The following is a 17,814-nucleotide window of genomic DNA, read 5'->3' on the forward strand; positions in this document are numbered from 1 at the left end:
TGTCGCTCTGATCCCAATCGAAGAACACGATGTAGGGGCCCGTGTTGCACTCAGCCTGCGGCGGCGGAGGCGGCGGGGGCGGAGGCGGCGGCGGGGGAGGCGGTGCCGGCGGGGGCGGCGGAGGCGGCGGGGGAAGCATTACTTCCTCTTCGCCACCAAGCATGAACCGCAGACCCAGCGACGCAATGTGCTGCGTCGCGTCGATTTCGATCGTGCCCGGAAGCAGGAGGTCGGTCACCGAAGCTTCGTCGAAGAGGCGACGATAATTGTACTCGGCGAAGAGCTGCACATTGCGCGACAGGTCACCCGAAATACCGGCGATGCCCTGATAGGCGAAGGTCGTATCGGCGTCGTTGGCGATGTCTACGCCGCCTGGCAGATAGTCTACGTCAATGACATAAATGCCAGCGCCTGCCCCGATGTAAGGCTCGATCGCACCGAGATCGAAGTCATAAAGAATGTTGAGAAAACCACCGTAGCTTTCGACGTCGCCACGACCGTCGTTAAGCAGAGTGACCACCGGGGTTGTGCCGCTCGTGCGAGTCAGAAAATACGCCGGCTGATCCTGCACCAGCGTGTTGCCCACAAAAAGATCGGCATGATAGTCAATATCATGGGTGACATACTCACCTTCGATTTCGACACGAAGGCCGCTGTCGAACTTGTAGCCGATCGCACCGCCCGCGTTCCAACCAATGTCGACATTCGTTTCGAAGTCATAATTGGTGCCAGCTGGTACGGAATCGTAGACGCCCTGCGGATCTTCATCGAGATCTCCGACCAGTGTGCCACTGTTCTCATAGTTTTCGGCGGTGTTAATACCGCCACTGATGGCGATATACGGGTCGGCATGCGCCGCTCCCGGAATTGCCAGCGCCGCAACGGACGCCGAAAGCAGTAGTTTCCTCATATTTTTATCCTTCAATCCACGCGGGACCAGTCCCTCCCGCAATACAAACCGCAATTCCTCTAATGCCTTATCGTTCCGCTACTGCGAAGCGAAAAATTGCGCTGTCCACAACAGTGTTGCGCAATTGCACCATATTCAGCAAGGATTTCGTCGTCAAAAGGCCGGAATACCGGTAATCGCACGTCCCAGAATGAGGGCATGCACATCGTGCGTACCCTCATAGGTGTTTACGGTTTCCAAGTTCAGCATGTGCCGCATGACCTGATATTCTTCCGAGATACCGTTGCCGCCATGCATGTCACGTGCGGTGCGCGCGATGTCGAGCGCTTTGCCGACATTGTTGCGTTTCACCACGCTGATCATTTCGGGCGCATAGTTGCCGTCGTCCAGCAGGCGACCGACGCGAAGCGAACCCTGCAGGCCCAGCGCTATCTCGCTCGCCATGTCGGCTAGCTTCAACTGATAGAGCTGTTTGGAAGCCAGCGGCACGCCGAACTGGTGGCGATCGAGACCGTATTGGCGGGCGGCGTGATAACAGAATTCGGCCGCACCCATGCTGCCCCACGAAATGCCGTAGCGGGCCCGGTTGAGGCAGCCGAAGGGCCCTTTCATGCCTTCGACATCGGGCAACAGGGCCTCTGCCGGGAGCTTCACTTCGTCCATCTGGATCATGCCGGTCGTGCTCGCCCGTAGCGAAAGCTTCCCCTTGATGCGCGGCGCTTCGAGACCTGCCATCCCCTTTTCCAGCACGAAGCCGCGGACCTTGTCGCCATGCGCTTCGGATTTCGCCCAGACCACGAAGACATCGGCGAATGGCGAGTTCGATATCCAGGTCTTCGCGCCGGAGAGCGAATAACCATCGCCATCCTTTTTCGCATAAGTGCGCATGCCCGCGGGATCGGATCCTGCATCGGGTTCGGTCAGGCCGAAACAGCCGATCAGTTCACCACTGGCGAGCCCGGGCAGGTATTTGTGGCGCTGCTCGTCCGAACCGTAGGCATGGATAGGATACATGACGAGGCTCGATTGCACGCTCGCCATTGAGCGATAGCCGCTGTCCACCCGCTCGATTTCGCGCGCGACCAGTCCATAAGCGACATAGCTTGCGCCCGATCCGCCGAATTCTTCGGGAATGGTGACACCCAGCAACCCGGCCTTTCCCATCAGGGGGAACAGCTCGGGCGCGTCGGTTTCCTGCGCGTACGCTTCGATCACGCGTGTCTGCAGTTCGCTCTGCGCGAAAGCGTGGGCGGAATCGCGCACCATGCGCTCTTCGTCGCTCAGCTGGTCGTCGAGATTGAAGGGGTCGGCCCAGTCGAAGGGCACCATATCGGCCACAAATAGTCTCCTTTGAAACCGGCCCTAGATTTTCATCCCGGGCGCGGCAAGGCGGTATCGGTGGCTGGAGGGCCGATCAGGCGATCAGTGTGCCATCTCGCGCGCGGTCTCGATCATTTCGACCAGCTTGGCCGGTGGGCAAGGCTTCGCCGCTGCCATGGCATTCGGATAGCGTTCTTCGATGTCCTTGTCGGTGATGTGTCCGGAGTGGAAGATGATCGGCACGCCCGCTTCGGTCAACGCATCGGCAAGTGGAAAAACTTCGCCATCGGCGGTCATCACATCGAGAATCGCGACGTCTGGCATCTCCTGGTCGATTGCAATAAATGCATGATCCTTGTTCGCATAAGGGCCTTCCACGCGGTGACCGAGATCGCGAACTGTCTCCGAAAGGTCGAGCGCAATGATGAATTCGTCTTCTACCACCAGCACGGTCTGCTGGTCGGTTGTGGGTTGCGTGGCCATCGAAAAGTCCCCCGGGGTGTCGTTGTGTCGTGTACGTAAGACATTCTACGCCGACATGGTGAACACGGTTCCCGAAATCCTTAACGCCGTGGTCACACCTTTCCGAAGCGATCCTCGTACGCGGACATATCACCCTTATCGAGAAGACGCGCCTGTTCGACCCAATCGTCACGGCGAATGCGCCCCTGAAAGCGGCCGAGTTTTTCATCGATCCGATCGATCTGTGCATCGTCCCATGCGGCAATCTGCTTGAAGCTCGTCACGCCCTGCTCGTGCAGGATCGTCACCAGCTTGGGGCCGACCCCCTTGATCCGCTTCAGATCGTCGTGTCCCGCAGCGGGCTTGGCAGGCGCATCCTTCGCCATATCGGCGGGCACCTGCTTCATGGCTTCGCGCGCGGGCACGGCGGCACCGGCTTCGGCGTCCGCTGCTGCGGGAGCGGCGGCAATCTGGTCCGTGTTGGCAGCAGCGGAGATATTGCCGGGGGAAGCTTCGCTTTTCGCCGCCTGCGCATCCTGCTGATCATGAACCAGGTTCTCTGCACTTTCCTCATGCAGTTTCTCGGTAGACATCGAACCGGATTTGGCGGCTGGCGGCGCATCGATCAGCGCCTGATTGCGTTTGGCAGGCGCGCCATCGGCCTTGTCTTCCACTTCCACCTTCGTGGTGCGCGAGGCGTTGAAAACCCACCACGCGACGACGACGCCGATGACCAGCGCGACGACGATCCAGATCCAGTATTCCTGCAGCAATTCGGGCATTTCGCTCGCGCCTTCCTTCTATCCTGTCCTGCCCCAGATGGCCCAGCCGATGCCCAGGCCTATCGCATAGGCGAACATCATGAGCACAAGTATCTCCATCCAGATCGGCATGGCGGGGTCTGTACGTCTCTAGGGGTCCAACGCGCAAGCGATGCGTTCGGCACCCGTCAGCGCGGGGCGGGCGTATCGACAGGCGTCGGCCGAATAGGTTCGGTAGCGATGACGGAAAATTCGATACGGCGATTGGCCGGATCCGTCGGGTCGAGTCCTTCAACCGGCTGGCGCGAACCGACCCCGCGCGCACGCAAGCCGTCTGCAGGAATACCCTCGCGGATGAGAGCGGCGCGAACGGCTGCGGCGCGCTGCGCGGACAAGGCGATATTGCCGGGCTCCGGGCCGGAACTGTCGGTATGGCCCGTAATCTGGATGATAGAGCCAAGGCAGGGGCGCAGCGCGGTCGCCACCTCGTCAAGCAGACCGATACTGGCAATGTCCATCGTGGCGGAGCTTTCTTCAAACCGGATCGTGCGCGCGCGGAGCAGCGCTTGCACATCTTCCTGGCAGTGAAGCGGTCGGAAGACCGGCTCCCCGCTCTGCGCCATCATGTCACCGTCGGACCAGCGAATTCCGCCCACGCCGGGAACGGCACCAACGGCCATCGCAATCTGCGCCCGCGTGCTTTCGTCGAGCGGCTCTCCACCAACCAGAAGGGGATGGCGACTTGGATAGCCGCGCGGCGAGCGGAAGAGGGCGCGGACACTTGGCGTCCCGCCCGCCTCGGCGATGACGCCCGGCGCCTGGCGGGAAAGCTGTGCGGCAAATTCGGGCGCGCTGGCTGCGGCACCGAAGCGGGCGATTAGGAAAACGAGGAAGGCACCGAGCGCGATAGCGATCAGCGGGCGGCGAAGCATGGACATCATCGCCGCCCTCTAGCCAATCACGTCACCGCGCGTCGAGCGATTCCGCCAAGGCGGCGAGCTGCAGGAATTCCTCCCGCCAGTATCCGTCCTGCCTGCCAGCCAGTGCTACGGCATCGTCGTAGTCGAAACCGTTGAGCAGCGCATCGCCGCGAAGAAGCTGGCCGTAAGCCGCAACGGCGCTGGCAAACGCCATGTCCCCGCGCACCCGGTCCGCGCCCGTCAGGAGGCGAGTAGGCAGCGGACGCTGGATGAGGCGGGAGCGATCCTCGCCCGGCAATTTGTAGCGCAGCTGGACGAAGCCCATCTCGTCGGTGCGGGTTGCGGGCACTTCAGGCTGCGCCTCGTAACGCCGCGGGCGCGACCAACCGGGCGTCCCGGCAGGCACGATCTCGTACAAAGCCGTGACCTGATGACCGGCGCCGATCTCTCCAGCATCGACGGCATCGTTGTCGAAGTCTTCTTCGCGCAGCGCTCGGTTCTCATATCCGATCAGCCGGTATTGCGACACGAGCGCAGGGTTGAATTCCACCTGCACCTTCACATCGTGCGCGATGGTGAAAAGTGTGCTCGTCATCTCGTCCGAGAGCACTTTTCGCGCTTCCATCGCGCTGTCGATATATGCGTAATTGCCGTTACCGTGATTGGCGATCTGCTCCATCATGGCATCGTTGAGATTGCCCGTGCCGAAGCCGAGCGTCGTCAGCGTGATGCCACTGTCGCGCTCGCGCTCGATCATCTCGACCAGCGCATCGCGATCGGAAATGCCGACATTGAAATCGCCATCTGTGGCGAGGATGACGCGATTGACGCCGTCCTCGATAAAGGCCGATCGCGCGACATCGTAGGCGAGACGCAATCCCGCGCCGCCCGCGGTAGAACCGCCGGCTTCGAGCGAGTCGATGGCGCGGCGGATCTCGTCCTCGTCATTGGTCGGGTCGAGCACTAGCCCAGCAGCCCCGGCGTAGACGACGATGGACACCCGGTCCTGATCTTCCAGCTCGCCCGCCAGTTGCCGCATTGCGGTCTTGACCAGCGGCAGCTTGTCGGGCGCATTCATGGAACCGGACACGTCCAGCAGGAACACGAAATTGGCTGCTGGCCGCTCTTCGCGCGCAATGTCGTAACCGCGCAGCCCGACGCGCAGCAGGTGGGTGTTCTCATTCCAGGGCGTCACCGCCATATCCGTCGTGACAGAAAATGGCTGCGAGGGGTCTTCCGGCATCGGGTAATCGTAGCGGAAGTAATTGATCATCTCCTCGGTTCGGACTGCGGCGGCAGGCGGCAGCTGACCCATAGAGAGGAAGCGGCGTACATTGGCGTAGGCGCCTGTGTCGACATCGACCGAGAACGTGCTGACGGGTTCGTAAGCGGTCAGCTTGACCGGTGACACTTCTTCGCCGTCATATTGCTCGCGGCCGGGATCGGTCGCGATGCGAATGGGCGGGATGGAAAGATAGCGGCCTTCGTAGCTCTCGGCTTCTGCCGTGGCCACAGGCGAAATGCTCTGCATGTCCGAGCGCGAAACGCGGCTGCCTGTGACCACGATGGATTCTGCGCCAGGCGGTGGTGGCGGAGCGGGAGCTGACGGCGGTGGCGGTGGCGGTGGTGCCTCGGCGACGCGATCGCCGCTTTCAGTTATCGCGGTTTCACATGCCGCCAGCATGCCAATAATAGCCACGGCGGTGAGTTTTCCTGCCCCAATACGCATATCTTGTCCCCTTATCGCGTAGGGCAGAGTTCGATTTGGCGCGGTGAATGTTTTCTGAATTCAGATGAACCTGTCGTTCAGCTTCCAGGTGGCTCCGCAGCATTTTCTTGCGCCCTTGCCTTTCCGTCGCTCTCGGCTACCTTCTTGCTCTTCCTGAAAAGAACGCGGTCTTCGGGCCCGAAGCCCTTGGTCCAGATCACCCAGCCATACGCAGCCAGGATGGCCGGTATGCCGATGGCGAGCTCCAGCCATTCGGGCAGCAGGATAGCGATCTGACCGACAATGACGGCCGCCCCCGTTGCCCAGACCAGCGCCATCCGCAGATTGCCGACAGGCGCGCCGAGAAGCTTTTTCAGCAGCAGTGCTTTCACCACGCTGGAAATGCCGAGCGCAATCAGCAGCGCTGTTGCGGCACCCGCCGCCTTGAATCCGTCATCGAGCCCCAATCTCTCGACCAGCATGATAAGGCCGACTGTCATGGCGATCTGTAAAGCGATGACGCCGGTGGAGATGGCGAGATTGCGCTTCTTGGCGATGTAGACGAGCACGCCCTCTGAAACGACAGCCATGGATGCGACCGCTTCGGCCACCAGCAACAGGGCGAGCGCACCTGTGCCGCCGACGATTGCCGGCCCGCCAAGCCCCATCACAGCTTCCCCTGGAATGGCGAGGGACAGCGCGATGCCCAGTTGTAGTGCGACAATCCAGAACCCGACCTGCCGCACCTGCTTCGCAATCGCGCTGAAATCGCCCGTCTTGAGGTTTTTCGTGATGACGGGGCTCAACACCGGTTCAAAACTGGTCTTGAGCTTCTGCGGCAGGCTGGCGACTTCCTTCGCGAAATAATAGATGCCCACAGCGGTTGGCGATGCCGACAGCCCAAGGATGAAAACGTCGATCAGCCGGGTACCGCGCTCAATAACGTCGGCTCCGGCAAGGGGCAGCGCCTTGCCGATCATCTGGATGAGATAGCGCGGGCGCGGTCGCCATGCGCGGGGCGGGCCGTACGTTCGGAAGAAGGGCCAGGCGGCAGCCGCCAGCGCTGCATAGATCGACACCAGATAAGCCAGTGCCACCCCGCCATCGCGCAAGGTCGGGATGAAAAAGAAGGCCACGACCGCAAAGCTGCGTGTCCACGGCTCCACCACTGCGCGAGCACGCACCGTGGTTGCGATATCGAAGCGGTAGGCTTGCGCGGCGAGAAGGATTTCAGTGAGCGCGAAGGCCGGGATCGCGCCGATGATCAGGATATCGTAGCGGCCGCTCATGCCATTGGGGAAGATGGGGTAGGGGAAGAATGCGAGCAACAGGACGACGATGCTGGAAATAATGAGCGAAGCGAGCATGCCGTCGAAGACGAGATTGACCCGCTTCTGCCCGTCCACCTTCGATCCCAGCGTCAGCCGCTGCGCCAGCCCGCGCTTTTCGCCGAGCGCGCAGATCAGCGCGAACAGTTCCACTACCACGACGGCGGAGGCGAAGCGGCCCATTTCCTCGACGCCGTAAAGCCGATAGCCGATGAACAGAAAGGGAATGCCACCCAGCAGGCGGATGACGAAGCCCAGCGTATTCGTGCGTCCGCCCTTGACGAGGGCGTTCATATCGTCGCTGCCTGGATCGGTCGCGGGGGCCGGCTTGCCGGTCTCAGCCAATTATCTGAGCCCTTCGGCCTTGAGCGGACGGGCAAGCAGATCGGCGACCACATCGCGTGCGCCGCGGCCGGCCAGCAACTCATTCACCGCTTCGACGATGGGCATCTGAACCCCGCGCTCGCGGGCGATATCCCGCAGCACGGGCGCGGTGTGCGCACCCTCGGCCACGGTGCGTTTGTCAGCCAGTGCCTCCGCCGCGCTCTGCCCTTCGCCGAGCGCCTTCCCGAGCGAAAAATTGCGGCTGGAAGTCGAAGAGCAGGTCAGCACCAGATCGCCCAGGCCGCACAGGCCATTGAGCGTTTCCGGTTTGCCACCAAGTGCGACGCCGAAGCGCAGCATCTCGGCAAAACCCCGCGTTATCAAGGCGTTGCGCGCGTTTTGGCCGAGGGCCAACCCCTCGACCACGCCGCAAGCGATTGCCAGCACGTTCTTCACCGCACCGCCGACTTCGGCTCCGATCACATCCTCGGAGAAATACGGGCGGAAATTAGGAGACGCGATGGCTGGGGAGAGCCGGTTCCACTGCGCCTCGCCGCCGCCGCAGGCCAGCGTGACTGCGCATGGCAGGCCAGCGGCCACCTCATGGGCGAAGGTCGGGCCCGAAAGGACGGCGATCTCGCTTTCGGGAGCGGCATCGTGCGCCACATCGTGCATCATGCGGCCGGTCGATGCTTCTATGCCCTTGGAGCACAGAACAAGGTCGCGCGGGAGCGCGCCGAGTTTTTCGAGAGTTCCTCCCATGTGCTGCGCCGGAGTCACCAGCAGCAGGATGTCGCATGATCCCATCGCGGCAAGATCGCCGGTCGCCTCGATGCTCGGTGCCAGATCGGCGGATGGCAGATACAGCGCATTTCTGCGGGTTTCGTTGATAGCTTCGGCAAGGCCATCCTCGAGCGCCCAGAGCTTGACGCTGCGCCCGTCGCTGGCGAGCGCCTGCGCCAGCGCGGTGCCCCAGGCACCTGCTCCGACGACCCCGATCACGCCTTGATCCCTGCGCCGCGGGCCGGTGGCGCATCCGGGTCGAGCGGCCAGCGCGGGCGTGCCTTCAGGTCGAGCGGATCGGCGGAAAAGCCCGCCTTCAGGCGCTCCACACCCGCCCAGGCAATCATCGCGGCATTGTCCGTGCAGAGGGCCAGGGGAGGGGCGATGAAGGGCAGTTGTCTGGCCGAGGCGAGCGCTTCGAGGCCCGAACGCACCGTCCGATTGGCCGCGACGCCGCCAGCGACGACAATTGCGTTCACATCGCCCATTTCATGCAATGCCCGCCCCGTCCTATCGAGAATGCAATCCAGCGCAGCCTGCTGAAAGCTGGCTGCGATATCGGCATCGGCATGTTCTCCGGATTCCTTCGCGCGAAGGACGGCGCTCTTGAGGCCCGCGAAGCTGAAATGCGGCTCTTTGCTGCCCTTGAGAGGCCGCGGCAGCGGCACGGCTTGCGGGTCGCCTTGCATTGCCAGTCGCTCCACCGCCGGGCCGCCGGGATAGCCGAGACCGAGTATCTTCGCGGTCTTGTCGAATGCTTCGCCCAGCGCATCGTCGATCGTGGTGGCCAGACGTTGGTAGCGACCAACCCCTTCGACACGCAGGATCTGGCAATGCCCGCCGCTCACCAGCAGCAGGGCGTAGGGAAAATCAAGCGCCGGATCGGCAAGCCGCGGCGACAATGCGTGCCCTTCGAGGTGATTGATGGCAAGCAGCGGAGTGTCCGTCGCCATCGCCAGTGCCTTTGCCGTCACCAGTCCGACCATCACTCCGCCGATCAGGCCCGGCCCCGCTGTCGCCGCGATGGCGTCGCATTCGGCAAGTCCGATATCGGCCTCGCCCAGCACGCGCTCGATAAGCGGAGCCAACCGCTCGGCATGGGCGCGTGCCGCGATTTCGGGAACGACCCCGCCATAGGGAGCGTGCTCCTCGTCCTGGCTGGCAATCGCCTGCGCGAGAATGACGCGCTCACCGGTCACCAGAGCGGCTGCGGTTTCGTCGCAGGAGCTTTCTATGCCGAGGACCAATGTCATGCGGCTTCCCCTTAGCCTAGTCCCTCGCTAGGGCAAACGCGCTCTATGACCCAATTCCCCCGGATCAGACTTGGAACGCGTCGTTCGCCGCTGGCGATGGCGCAGGCCAAGGAGGCGCGCCGCCGCCTCTGCGAGGCGCATGGATGGGAAATTGATGCAGTCGAACTTGTCCCCGTCATCGCGAGCGGAGACAAGGTGCAGGATCGCCCGCTGGCCGAGATCGGCGGCAAGGCGCTTTGGACGAGGGAACTGGACGCCTGGCTGGCAGAGGAGCGGATCGATGCGGCAGTGCACTCGCTCAAGGATGTCGAGACTTTCAGGCCGGAAAGCCTGACGCTGGCCGCGATACTGCCGCGTGCCGACAAGCGGGACAGATTGATCGGTGCCAACAGCATAAAGGATTTGCCGAAAGGGGCGGTAATCGGGACCAGCGCGCCGCGCCGCGCGGCCCAGCTGCTGCACCACAGGCCCGACTGTAAAGTCGTCACGTTCCGCGGCAATGTCGCCACGCGGCTCGCCAAGCTGGATGCGGGCGAGGCCGACGCGACGTTTCTGGCAGCTGCCGGGCTGGAGCGCCTCGGCCAGGACGATATCGGCATTCCGCTCGATCCGGCAAACTGGCTTCCGGCCCCTGCACAAGGCGCCATCGCGCTGGAGTGCCGGACGCGGGACGATGCGACGCGGCGGGCGCTTGCCCCGCTGGACCACGCACCCAGCCGCGCCGAAGTCATGGCTGAGCGCGTGCTCCTCTCCGGCCTGAACGGCACCTGCCATTCGCCGATTGCCGTATTGTGCGATCACACGGGCGATATGCTGGAGATGCGAGCGGCTATCTTCAGCCATGACGGCGCGGAGCGGGTGGACGGCGAAATGCAATTTTCACCGGGCGACGATGCGGCGGCGCGCGCGCTTGCGGAGGATCTCCTCCGCCGCGCCTCTCCCGCCACTCGGGCGCTTTTCGGGGGGACGCCGTGATTTTCGCGATCCGTCCCGAACCGGGTTTACAGGCGACATTGCAGGCGGCGCGCGAGCTGGGGCTAGCGATTATAGGCAGGCCGTTGTTCGAGGTCGTCCCGCTGCGCTGGACTGCGCCCGATGCAGAGGATTTCGATGCACTGCTGGTCGGGAGCGCGAACGCCTTTCGGCATGGCGGCGGTGCGCTCGAAAGCCTCTCCGGCCTGCCGGTTCACGCTGTCGGAGAGGCCACGGCGCTGGCCGCTCGGGAGGCCGGTTTCATGGTTGGGAGAACCGGGCAAGGCGGCTTGCAGGCGCTGATCGACAGAGCGAAGAAGACCACGCGTTTTCTGCGGCTGGCCGGGTCGGAGCACGTCGCGCTCGATGTCCCGGCAGACATGACCGTCACCACGCGCATTCTCTACGAGGTGCGCGCCCTGCCGCTGACGGGCAGCGACGAGGTCTCGCTGCGCGCCAGCGAGCCGCTGGTGCTGCTCCATTCCGCTGCCGCCGCACGGCATTTTGCCTCCGAATGCGAAAGGCGCGAACTCGACAAGACGCGCATCGCGCTCGCCTGTATCGGGCCGCGCGTTGCGGATGCCGCTGGCGATGGCTGGCGTGCTTGCGAAGCTGCTCCACAACCCAATGACACCGCGCTGTTGGCCTTGGCGCGGGACATGTGCCATTAAGGTCACACGTTGGAAGGCGGAAACGCGCCCCCTATCCGCCATCGTTTAGTAAGGACTTTATGGAGCAGGGCCTCGATTTCACGCCTGCGGGCACGAAACGGCACAAATCCTCGATGCGCCCCGTTTTGATTGCGGTCGGCGGAGCATTTCTGCTGGGCGTCGTCGGCACCTGGTGGCTGACGAGCGACGGCGGTGTCGCCGGTCTGTTTTCGATGCGCAGCGAAAGCGAAGTTCCTGCGGCAGCCATCCCGGATGAAGCGGCCGAGGACGATCTCAATTCGTCGGAACCCAGCGCCGCTGCGTCGCCCGAAGTGGCCGCCGAGGGTGCACGCCAGGCGGCCGAAGTCGAGCGTGTGGTGGAGCAGCAGGGCGGCCTGGACAGTCGCGTCGCTGCTATGGAGCAGCGTCTCACTCGCCTCGACATTCAGGCGCAATCGGCGGCCGGCAATGCCGCGCGCGCCGAAGCTTTGTTGATTGCCTTCGCCAGTCGCCGCGTCATCGAGCGCGGTGAACCGCTCGGCTATCTGGCGGACCAGTTGCGGCTGCGCTTTGGTGAGACTCGCCCGCGCGCGGTGCAGGCCATCGTCGATGCTGCGAAAGACCCCGTGACGCTCGACCAGCTCCTGGCGCGGCTCGAAGGCCTCGCGCCGCAGCTGGATGACGCGCCCGACGGGGAAGGGGTATTCACCCGATTGGGCCGCGAACTTTCCGAAGTCTTCGTCGTTCGCCGTGATGAAACCGCTTCTCCCGTGGCCGAGCGCCGCCTTGAGCGCGCGCGAATGTTCCTCGAGAGCGGTCGCACCGAGGCAGCCGTGTCGGAAATCCGCAACTTGCCAAATGCGGCCATCGCGCAGGACTGGATCGACGATGCCGAACGCTTTGCCGGAGCCCAGCGCGCCTTGGAAGCACTCGAAACTGCCGCTGTGCTCGATCCGCGCGAGTTGCGCGATGGCGAGGGCGCACCGGTCGAGCAGCGCAGTCCGGCGGGCAATACACGGCGCTAGTCCGCGCTTTAGCCTTTCAACAATTCCGGCAGATCGCCGCTCATCCCGCGGGCTTCATCCATGAACCACCGCTTGAGTGACGGCATACGCTGCACGCCCGCCATTCCAAGGCGCCGGACGGCGCTGGGCAATTTGCCCGGAATGCCGAACAGGCGCGTGAGGCCATCGGTTGCAAGCGCGACCATGAAGGCATCCAGCCCGCGCCATTTCTCGTACCGGGCAAGCGATTGCGCATCGCCGGGATCGAGCCCGATACGCTTGCCTTCGGCAATCACCTCCACCAGCGCGCCGACATCGCGCAGACCCAGATTGAGGCCCTGCCCCGCGATCGGATGGATACCGTGCGCCGCATCACCCACAAGCGCGAGGCGATGATCCGCGATCTTTGCCGTGTGGTGGAAGCCGAGCGGATAGGAACTGCGCCCGCCATTGAGTTCGAGCGCGCCGAACAGCCCGTCCATTCGTTTCTCGACTTCGGCAAGAAACGCCCGGTCGGACAGTTTGAGCACGCCATCGGCATCGGCCTCGTCCACCGTCCACACGAGCGCGGAGCGATAACGTCCCGCCTCATCGTCGAGGAGCGGCAGGAGCGCGAATGGCCCGGCAGGATAGAAGATTTCCCATGCAACGCCGTCATGCGGCTTTTCGTGGATCAGCCCGGCAATGATCGCGCGGTGTCTGTAATCCCACTTGGCCAGCGAGATTCCCGCACCATCGCGTGTGGGCGATCCGCGTCCTTCGGCGGCGACCATCAGGCTGGCTTCCAGGCTGGTGCCATCCGCCAGCGTCGCGGACACGCCATGCTCGCCGCGCTGGCGATCGACAATCTCGGCCTCGGAATACCACGCAATCAGTTCTTCCGACTTCGCTGCCTCGAACAGGGCGAGGCGCAGCTGGCGATTGGCGAACATCCGGCCCAGCGTGCCTTCATGCGGTTCGGGCTGGAAATCGATCCGGCCCGGACGCATTGCGTCCGTCACGGCGATATTCTCGATGCGGCAGCCATGCGGCTCGAGCGTTTCGGCAAGGCCGATATTGCGAAAGAGATTCCAGCTCGCGGTCGATATTGCCGAGGCGCGCCCGTCGAATCCCTCCGCTGTCAGATCCGCCGGGTCGGCGCGATCGACGACATGGCTGGAAATGCCCTTGCGCGCCGCGGCCAGCGCCAGCGTCATGCCGACCAGGCCACCGCCGAGAATGAGGAGATCACGCTTGTCCGCCATCGCCCCCGCACCTAGGTGCCTTGCGTAATGCAGGCAAGCCTCTCCATTGTCCGGTATCTGCTGGCCATCGCGCTGCTGTGGGCCAGCCCGCTCGCCGCGCAGCAGGACAGCTACATGACCGTGGACTGGGTTACGGAAAGTGCGCCCCAGCAAGGCGAGACGCTGACGACCGCACTGCGCTTCAGTCCGCGGGAGGGCTGGCACGGTTACTGGTCCAATCCGGGCGAGGCCGGCCTTGGCATGGAGCTCGACTGGCAGCTACCCGCCGGCTGGGAGGCGGGAGATCCGCAATATCCGGTGCCGAGCGTGCTGAGCTATTTCGGCATCGCCAACCACGCCTACAAAGACGACTACACCGTGCTCGTGCCGATCGAAATCGGTTCACAGGCCGATGCGGCGCCGGCGCAGGTCACGGCGCGCTATCTGGTGTGTTCGGACACGCTGTGTGTTCCGCAGGAGGCGACGCTGACGCTGCGATATCCGCAAGCGGGCGCGGCCTTGCGCAGTTCGTTCGACGAGGCGCGGGCGGCCATCCCGCCGCTGATCGACAGCGAAGCGCGCTTTGCATTCACACCGCAATCGCTTCGCGTCACCATTCCGCTGCCGGAAACCGTGGCAATCGGCGATCCGCATCTTTTCATCGAACAGTCGGGCGTGGTCGATTACAACGCGCCGCAGCACTTCTGGCGGAATGGCGACAGCGTGATCGTCGAAATCCCGCGCGGTTTCGAGCGCGAGGAGCCCGGTCGGATCGCGGGGATATTGTCCTTCGGCGATGGCGAGGGCATCCGTTTTGCGGGCGCGCCGGGCGATGTGCCCGTCGGCGGAACGCCACTGGGCGGCGCGATGGCGGATAGCCCGCTTATCCTGCTGCTGAGCGGCGCGCTGCTGGGCGGATTGCTGCTCAATCTGATGCCCTGCGTATTTCCTATTCTGAGCCTGAAGGCACTGACCCTGGCACGCGCGGGAGCCAGCGAGAGCAGCGCGCGGCGGGAGGGACTGGCTTATACGGCAGGCGTGGTGCTTGCATGCGTCGCGCTCGGCGCGGCAATGCTGGCCCTGCGCGCAGCGGGCGAGCAGGTGGGCTGGGCGTTCCAATTGCAACAGCCGCTCGTCGTCGGCGCGCTGCTGGTGCTGGCAACCCTGATCACAGCCAATCTTGCCGGACTGTTCGAATTGCCGAACCTGCCGATCCGCAGCGCGGGCAAGAGTAGCGCGTTTGCCACCGGATTGCTGGCGGCCGTCGTCGCGACACCGTGCACCGGCCCGTTTATGGCTGCAGCGCTCGGTGCTGCCCTGCTGGTGCCCGCGGAGCAGGCGCTGCTCCTGTTCGCCGCTCTCGGCCTAGGTCTTGCCCTGCCGTTCTTGTTGCTGGGATTAATACCGGCGCTGCGGTCTCGCCTGCCGCAGCCGGGGTCGTGGATGGAGAGCTTCCGGCGCTGGATGGCCGTTCCCATGGGCTTGACCGCGCTGGCGCTTGTGTGGCTCGCATGGCGGCTCGGCGGAACGCATTTCGCATTCACCGCGCTCGCGCTCGGCCTGCTGCCGGTCGTTGCGCTTACCGCTTTCCGGCGGGGCAGCCGCACGGTCGGCTGGATCGGCCTTGCCGCGGCGCTCTATTTCGCCGCCTCACTGCCTTTTCGCGTGGACGAGACGGCGTCGGCTACGACTGAGAGCGTGCTCGACCCGATTGCTTATTCCGAACAGACGCTCGCCGATGCGCGGGCATCGGGCGCACCGGTCTTCGTCTGGTTTACCGCCGACTGGTGCGTCACCTGCAAGGTCAATGAGCAAGTCGCGATCGAGCGCGAGGCCACGCGCGCCGCTTTCGAGGAGGCTGGCGTGGTCGCGATGCGCGGCGACTGGACGCGAGGCGATCCGGCGATCACGCGCTATCTGGAGCAATGGGGCGTTGCGGGCGTGCCGCTTTACGTCTGGTATCCGGCAGGCAGCGAAGGCGAGCAATTGCCGCAGGTGCTCACTCCGGACCGGTTGAGGGAATTAGCCGAGAGCTAGACCTCGGAAGGATCCGCCGGCCCTTCCACCTGCGCATTCGCTCCACCCGAACGACACCAGGCGAGAAATTCTCCCGGTATGCGGCTGCCCGAAATCTCCAGCATTCCGCGGCCCGGCAATGTCGCGGTCAGGCGGCGATTGCCTTCGAAGATGTCGAGCTGCGGATCGTCAGCGGGCAGCTTCGCTTCCCAGCGCCACTCGCCATCCGAGAGAACGGCATCGGCGAAGAAGCGGCTGCGCATGCCGTTACCGACGAAGGGAAACAGTGCGCTCTGCCCGGGCAGGGCATCGGCGTGGCGAACAATGGAAAACTGCTGAGGATCGCCGGACAGGTCGCATTTGAGCGAGAGAAGGGGCGCTTCGTCACCGTCGCCGAAGCGGATGCTCTGGCCATCCTCGGCAACGCGCCAGCTCGCATCGGACGTGTCGGGCGAGGCATCCCCGCGAGCAGGCGGCGGCCCCGTGTCGTCCAGCGCCATGCTTTCGGGCTGTGCTTCTGCGCTCTGTTGCTGGCCGCAGGCGGCAAGGAAAACGAGTGCGACGATCGGCAAACAATATTTCACATCGCGCAAGTGTCTCTCGCAGCGCGCCGGATCAAGCCCCGATAACTGGATATAGCCAGCCATGCACCGCACGGGATCAATCAGCGTTGCGTGTCTGCCCTGAACAACCTGCCATCGGCGCGCAGCAGGAATACATGGAAGACATTCTCGGAAGCGCGATCGCCATTGTCGATGGAGACGAATGCGCGTGCACTTGTCGGGTTTGTTATGCCAAAATCGACATTGCGCCGTTCCAGCGGGCCGGAATTCACACTGTCCCACGTCCAGATGTTTCCATTCGCATCGCTGATAATCCAGACGCCTCTCCAGCTATCGCCCTGCAAGCTGTCCCCGGCATCCAGCCAGAGCCCGGCATTGTTTGCGCCGATTTCCTGGACGAGCCTTGGCGGCACGCGCTCGCCCACAACGGTGCCGCTGAACCCGACATCGGTTTCCCCATCCCGTATCGGCCATTCGAAATTGGCGTTTGCCTGGCCAAGATTGAACCTGGCCGCATTCGCTTCATTGGAACGTTCGCCACGGTCGATCAGAATATCGCCCGCGAATCCCGACAGCGCAAAAATCGGATTATGCAAACCCCAGCCCCTGCTGATGGGGGTCCTGACAGCCACCGTCGGCGTCGCCGTATCGCTGGTGAATACGAATCCGATCACATTGCCGCGCGGGTCATCGGGATCTTGCGCCGCAGTTGGTGAGCCGGCGTCGCCGAGCGCAACGACGGGATCATCGCCCAAGAGGCCGAGCGACGCTTCGATCGGGGCTGGGGAGCGATACTCCCAGATGAGTTCGGCTGCCCCTGTGTCATACTGTACATCGAGCAGGCGGACATGCGTGCCATCACTAGCAAGCGCATAGAATTTGCCGCCACGCTGGTTCAGGCTTTCCGTTGCGGTGCCGATGATCGTTCCGGCACCAAAAGCAATGCGCCTTGGAGCGCGCGTGATCGCGCCCGTCGTCGCATCAACTCGCGCCATATTGCCAGCCTGATCGACCACCAGAATGTCTTTGGTGTCTTCAAGGAAGGCGATCTTGCCATTCTGGCCGAGACCAGTCGCAACTTCGGAGAACAGCAAGCCTTCCAGACTGTTGGTCACGGTAATGCGGATAGTCTGCCGCGTGGTGTTTACGCCATCGCTGACAGAGACGTCGATCTCGTACACATTATCGCCGTCGGCATCGCGTGGCGTTTCGAAACTCGGCGCCTGATTGAAGGCGATCCGGCCCGGCCCATTCACGAATGAGAAGAGCGCGGCATCCTTGCCTTGGACGAAACTGAAAACCAGGGAACTGCTGTCGGGATCGGTCGCTGCAAGCTGCACCACGGCACGATCGTCGGTAAAAGTCTGGCTTTCTACGAATGAAATGGCATTCGAGTTGGTAAATCGTGGAGGCAGGTTCGCAGTGCCACCACCGCCACCTCCACCACCGTTTCCGGAACTACCGCCGCCGCAACCGGCCAGCAGCAGTGCAGCGCCGGCCACGCCAGCGCACACCCACGAAATCCTCATTTGCAGGATGTCCAAAAGATCTGCGTCTGGATGAACGCAGCATCGACGCGATATTTACTACCGCTTTTTTGACAGAGCAATACAGATT

General features: G+C 63.5%; 16 protein-coding genes. 4 read left to right on the forward strand and 12 right to left on the reverse strand.

Annotated elements, in window-relative coordinates; genetic code table 11:
• The 9 genes from D6201_RS00005 to tsaD all read right to left on the reverse strand — a co-directional run.
• On the reverse strand, nt 1-910 hold a 910-nt coding region (locus tag D6201_RS00005), incomplete at its 3' end, for a P44/Msp2 family outer membrane protein (RefSeq protein WP_133303910.1).
• 153 nt (nt 911-1,063) lie between these two features.
• Nucleotides 1,064-2,239 carry an acyl-CoA dehydrogenase gene (locus tag D6201_RS00010; protein ID WP_120046843.1) on the reverse strand — a complete coding sequence of 392 codons (1,176 nt, stop codon included), beginning with the start codon at nt 2,237-2,239 and terminating at the stop codon, nt 1,064-1,066.
• A 93-nt stretch (nt 2,240-2,332) separates the two neighbouring features.
• A complete protein-coding gene (locus D6201_RS00015; protein ID WP_120046844.1) occupies nt 2,333-2,713 on the reverse strand; it encodes a response regulator in 381 nt (126 codons plus the stop codon).
• 92 nt (nt 2,714-2,805) lie between these two features.
• Nucleotides 2,806-3,474, reverse strand: a complete 669-nt coding sequence (locus D6201_RS00020) for a helix-hairpin-helix domain-containing protein (RefSeq protein ID WP_120046845.1) — start codon at nt 3,472-3,474, stop codon at nt 2,806-2,808.
• Nucleotides 3,475-3,641: 167 nt separating this feature from the next.
• Nucleotides 3,642-4,394 (reverse strand): OmpA family protein, encoded by a 753-nt coding sequence (locus D6201_RS00025; protein ID WP_242447369.1) that lies wholly within the window; start codon nt 4,392-4,394, stop codon nt 3,642-3,644.
• A gap of 22 nt (nt 4,395-4,416) precedes the next feature.
• Nucleotides 4,417-5,904, reverse strand: coding sequence for a vWA domain-containing protein (locus D6201_RS00030; protein WP_242447370.1), 1,488 nt, complete (start codon nt 5,902-5,904; stop codon nt 4,417-4,419).
• 275 nt (nt 5,905-6,179) lie between these two features.
• Nucleotides 6,180-7,754 carry a lipopolysaccharide biosynthesis protein gene (locus D6201_RS00035; RefSeq protein ID WP_340137513.1) on the reverse strand — a complete coding sequence of 525 codons (1,575 nt, stop codon included), beginning with the start codon at nt 7,752-7,754 and terminating at the stop codon, nt 6,180-6,182.
• Complete coding sequence (locus D6201_RS00040) at nt 7,755-8,735, reverse strand: NAD(P)H-dependent glycerol-3-phosphate dehydrogenase (protein WP_120046847.1); 981 nt, start codon at nt 8,733-8,735, stop codon at nt 7,755-7,757.
• Nucleotides 8,732-9,769: a tRNA (adenosine(37)-N6)-threonylcarbamoyltransferase complex transferase subunit TsaD gene (tsaD, locus tag D6201_RS00045; protein ID WP_120046848.1), complete on the reverse strand. Its 1,038-nt coding sequence runs from the start codon at nt 9,767-9,769 to the stop codon at nt 8,732-8,734. Before tsaD ends, D6201_RS00040 begins: the two co-directional genes overlap by 4 nt.
• 45 nt (nt 9,770-9,814) lie before the next feature.
• Here tsaD and hemC point away from each other — a divergent pair, with 45 nt between their 5' ends.
• Genes hemC through D6201_RS00060 form a run of 3 tightly spaced genes read left to right on the forward strand, consistent with a single transcriptional unit; the run spans nt 9,815 to nt 12,416 of the window.
• On the forward strand, nt 9,815-10,744 hold the full coding sequence (gene hemC / locus D6201_RS00050; protein WP_120046849.1) for a hydroxymethylbilane synthase: 930 nt from the start codon (nt 9,815-9,817) through the stop codon (nt 10,742-10,744).
• Nucleotides 10,741-11,412: a uroporphyrinogen-III synthase gene (locus D6201_RS00055; RefSeq protein ID WP_120046850.1), complete on the forward strand. Its 672-nt coding sequence runs from the start codon at nt 10,741-10,743 to the stop codon at nt 11,410-11,412. Before hemC ends, D6201_RS00055 begins: the two co-directional genes overlap by 4 nt.
• A 59-nt stretch (nt 11,413-11,471) precedes the next feature.
• Nucleotides 11,472-12,416 carry a hypothetical protein gene (locus D6201_RS00060; RefSeq protein WP_120046851.1) on the forward strand — a complete coding sequence of 315 codons (945 nt, stop codon included), beginning with the start codon at nt 11,472-11,474 and terminating at the stop codon, nt 12,414-12,416.
• Nucleotides 12,417-12,424: 8 nt separating this feature from the next.
• Here D6201_RS00060 and D6201_RS00065 read toward each other — a convergent pair whose 3' ends face one another.
• On the reverse strand, nt 12,425-13,639 hold the full coding sequence (locus D6201_RS00065; protein WP_120046852.1) for an FAD-dependent monooxygenase: 1,215 nt from the start codon (nt 13,637-13,639) through the stop codon (nt 12,425-12,427).
• 27 nt (nt 13,640-13,666) lie between these two features.
• Between D6201_RS00065 and D6201_RS00070 the strand changes: the two genes are divergently transcribed.
• Nucleotides 13,667-15,655, forward strand: a complete 1,989-nt coding sequence (locus D6201_RS00070; protein WP_120046853.1) for a protein-disulfide reductase DsbD family protein — start codon at nt 13,667-13,669, stop codon at nt 15,653-15,655.
• On the opposite strand, the gene D6201_RS00075 is transcribed toward D6201_RS00070, so the two are convergent.
• Complete coding sequence (locus tag D6201_RS00075; RefSeq protein ID WP_206781622.1) at nt 15,652-16,218, reverse strand: hypothetical protein; 567 nt, start codon at nt 16,216-16,218, stop codon at nt 15,652-15,654. The two genes, D6201_RS00070 and D6201_RS00075, sit on opposite strands and share 4 nt — an antisense overlap.
• 80 nt (nt 16,219-16,298) lie before the next feature.
• A complete protein-coding gene (locus tag D6201_RS00080) occupies nt 16,299-17,699 on the reverse strand; it encodes a cadherin repeat domain-containing protein (protein WP_165853454.1) in 1,401 nt (466 codons plus the stop codon).
• Nucleotides 17,700-17,814: the final 115 nt, after the last annotated feature.

It is taken from the genome of Aurantiacibacter aquimixticola (genome assembly GCF_003605475.1).
GTDB lineage: Bacteria > Pseudomonadota > Alphaproteobacteria > Sphingomonadales > Sphingomonadaceae > Alteraurantiacibacter > Alteraurantiacibacter aquimixticola_B.

What these genes read in the sequence shown, in the direction of transcription:
- D6201_RS00010 (WP_120046843.1), bottom strand. Translation starts at nt 2,239, where the DNA reads ATGGTGCCCTTCGACTGGGCCGACCCCTTCAATCTCGACGACCAGCTG.
- D6201_RS00015 (WP_120046844.1), bottom strand. Translation starts at nt 2,713, where the DNA reads ATGGCCACGCAACCCACAACCGACCAGCAGACCGTGCTGGTGGTAGAA.
- D6201_RS00020 (WP_120046845.1), bottom strand. Translation starts at nt 3,474, where the DNA reads ATGCCCGAATTGCTGCAGGAATACTGGATCTGGATCGTCGTCGCGCTG.
- D6201_RS00025 (WP_242447369.1), bottom strand. Translation starts at nt 4,394, where the DNA reads ATGATGTCCATGCTTCGCCGCCCGCTGATCGCTATCGCGCTCGGTGCC.
- D6201_RS00030 (WP_242447370.1), bottom strand. Translation starts at nt 5,904, where the DNA reads ATGCAGAGCATTTCGCCTGTGGCCACGGCAGAAGCCGAGAGCTACGAA.
- tsaD (WP_120046848.1), bottom strand. Translation starts at nt 9,769, where the DNA reads ATGACATTGGTCCTCGGCATAGAAAGCTCCTGCGACGAAACCGCAGCC.
- hemC (WP_120046849.1), top strand. Translation starts at nt 9,815, where the DNA reads ATGACCCAATTCCCCCGGATCAGACTTGGAACGCGTCGTTCGCCGCTG.
- D6201_RS00060 (WP_120046851.1), top strand. Translation starts at nt 11,472, where the DNA reads ATGGAGCAGGGCCTCGATTTCACGCCTGCGGGCACGAAACGGCACAAA.
- D6201_RS00065 (WP_120046852.1), bottom strand. Translation starts at nt 13,639, where the DNA reads ATGGCGGACAAGCGTGATCTCCTCATTCTCGGCGGTGGCCTGGTCGGC.
- D6201_RS00070 (WP_120046853.1), top strand. Translation starts at nt 13,667, where the DNA reads ATGCAGGCAAGCCTCTCCATTGTCCGGTATCTGCTGGCCATCGCGCTG.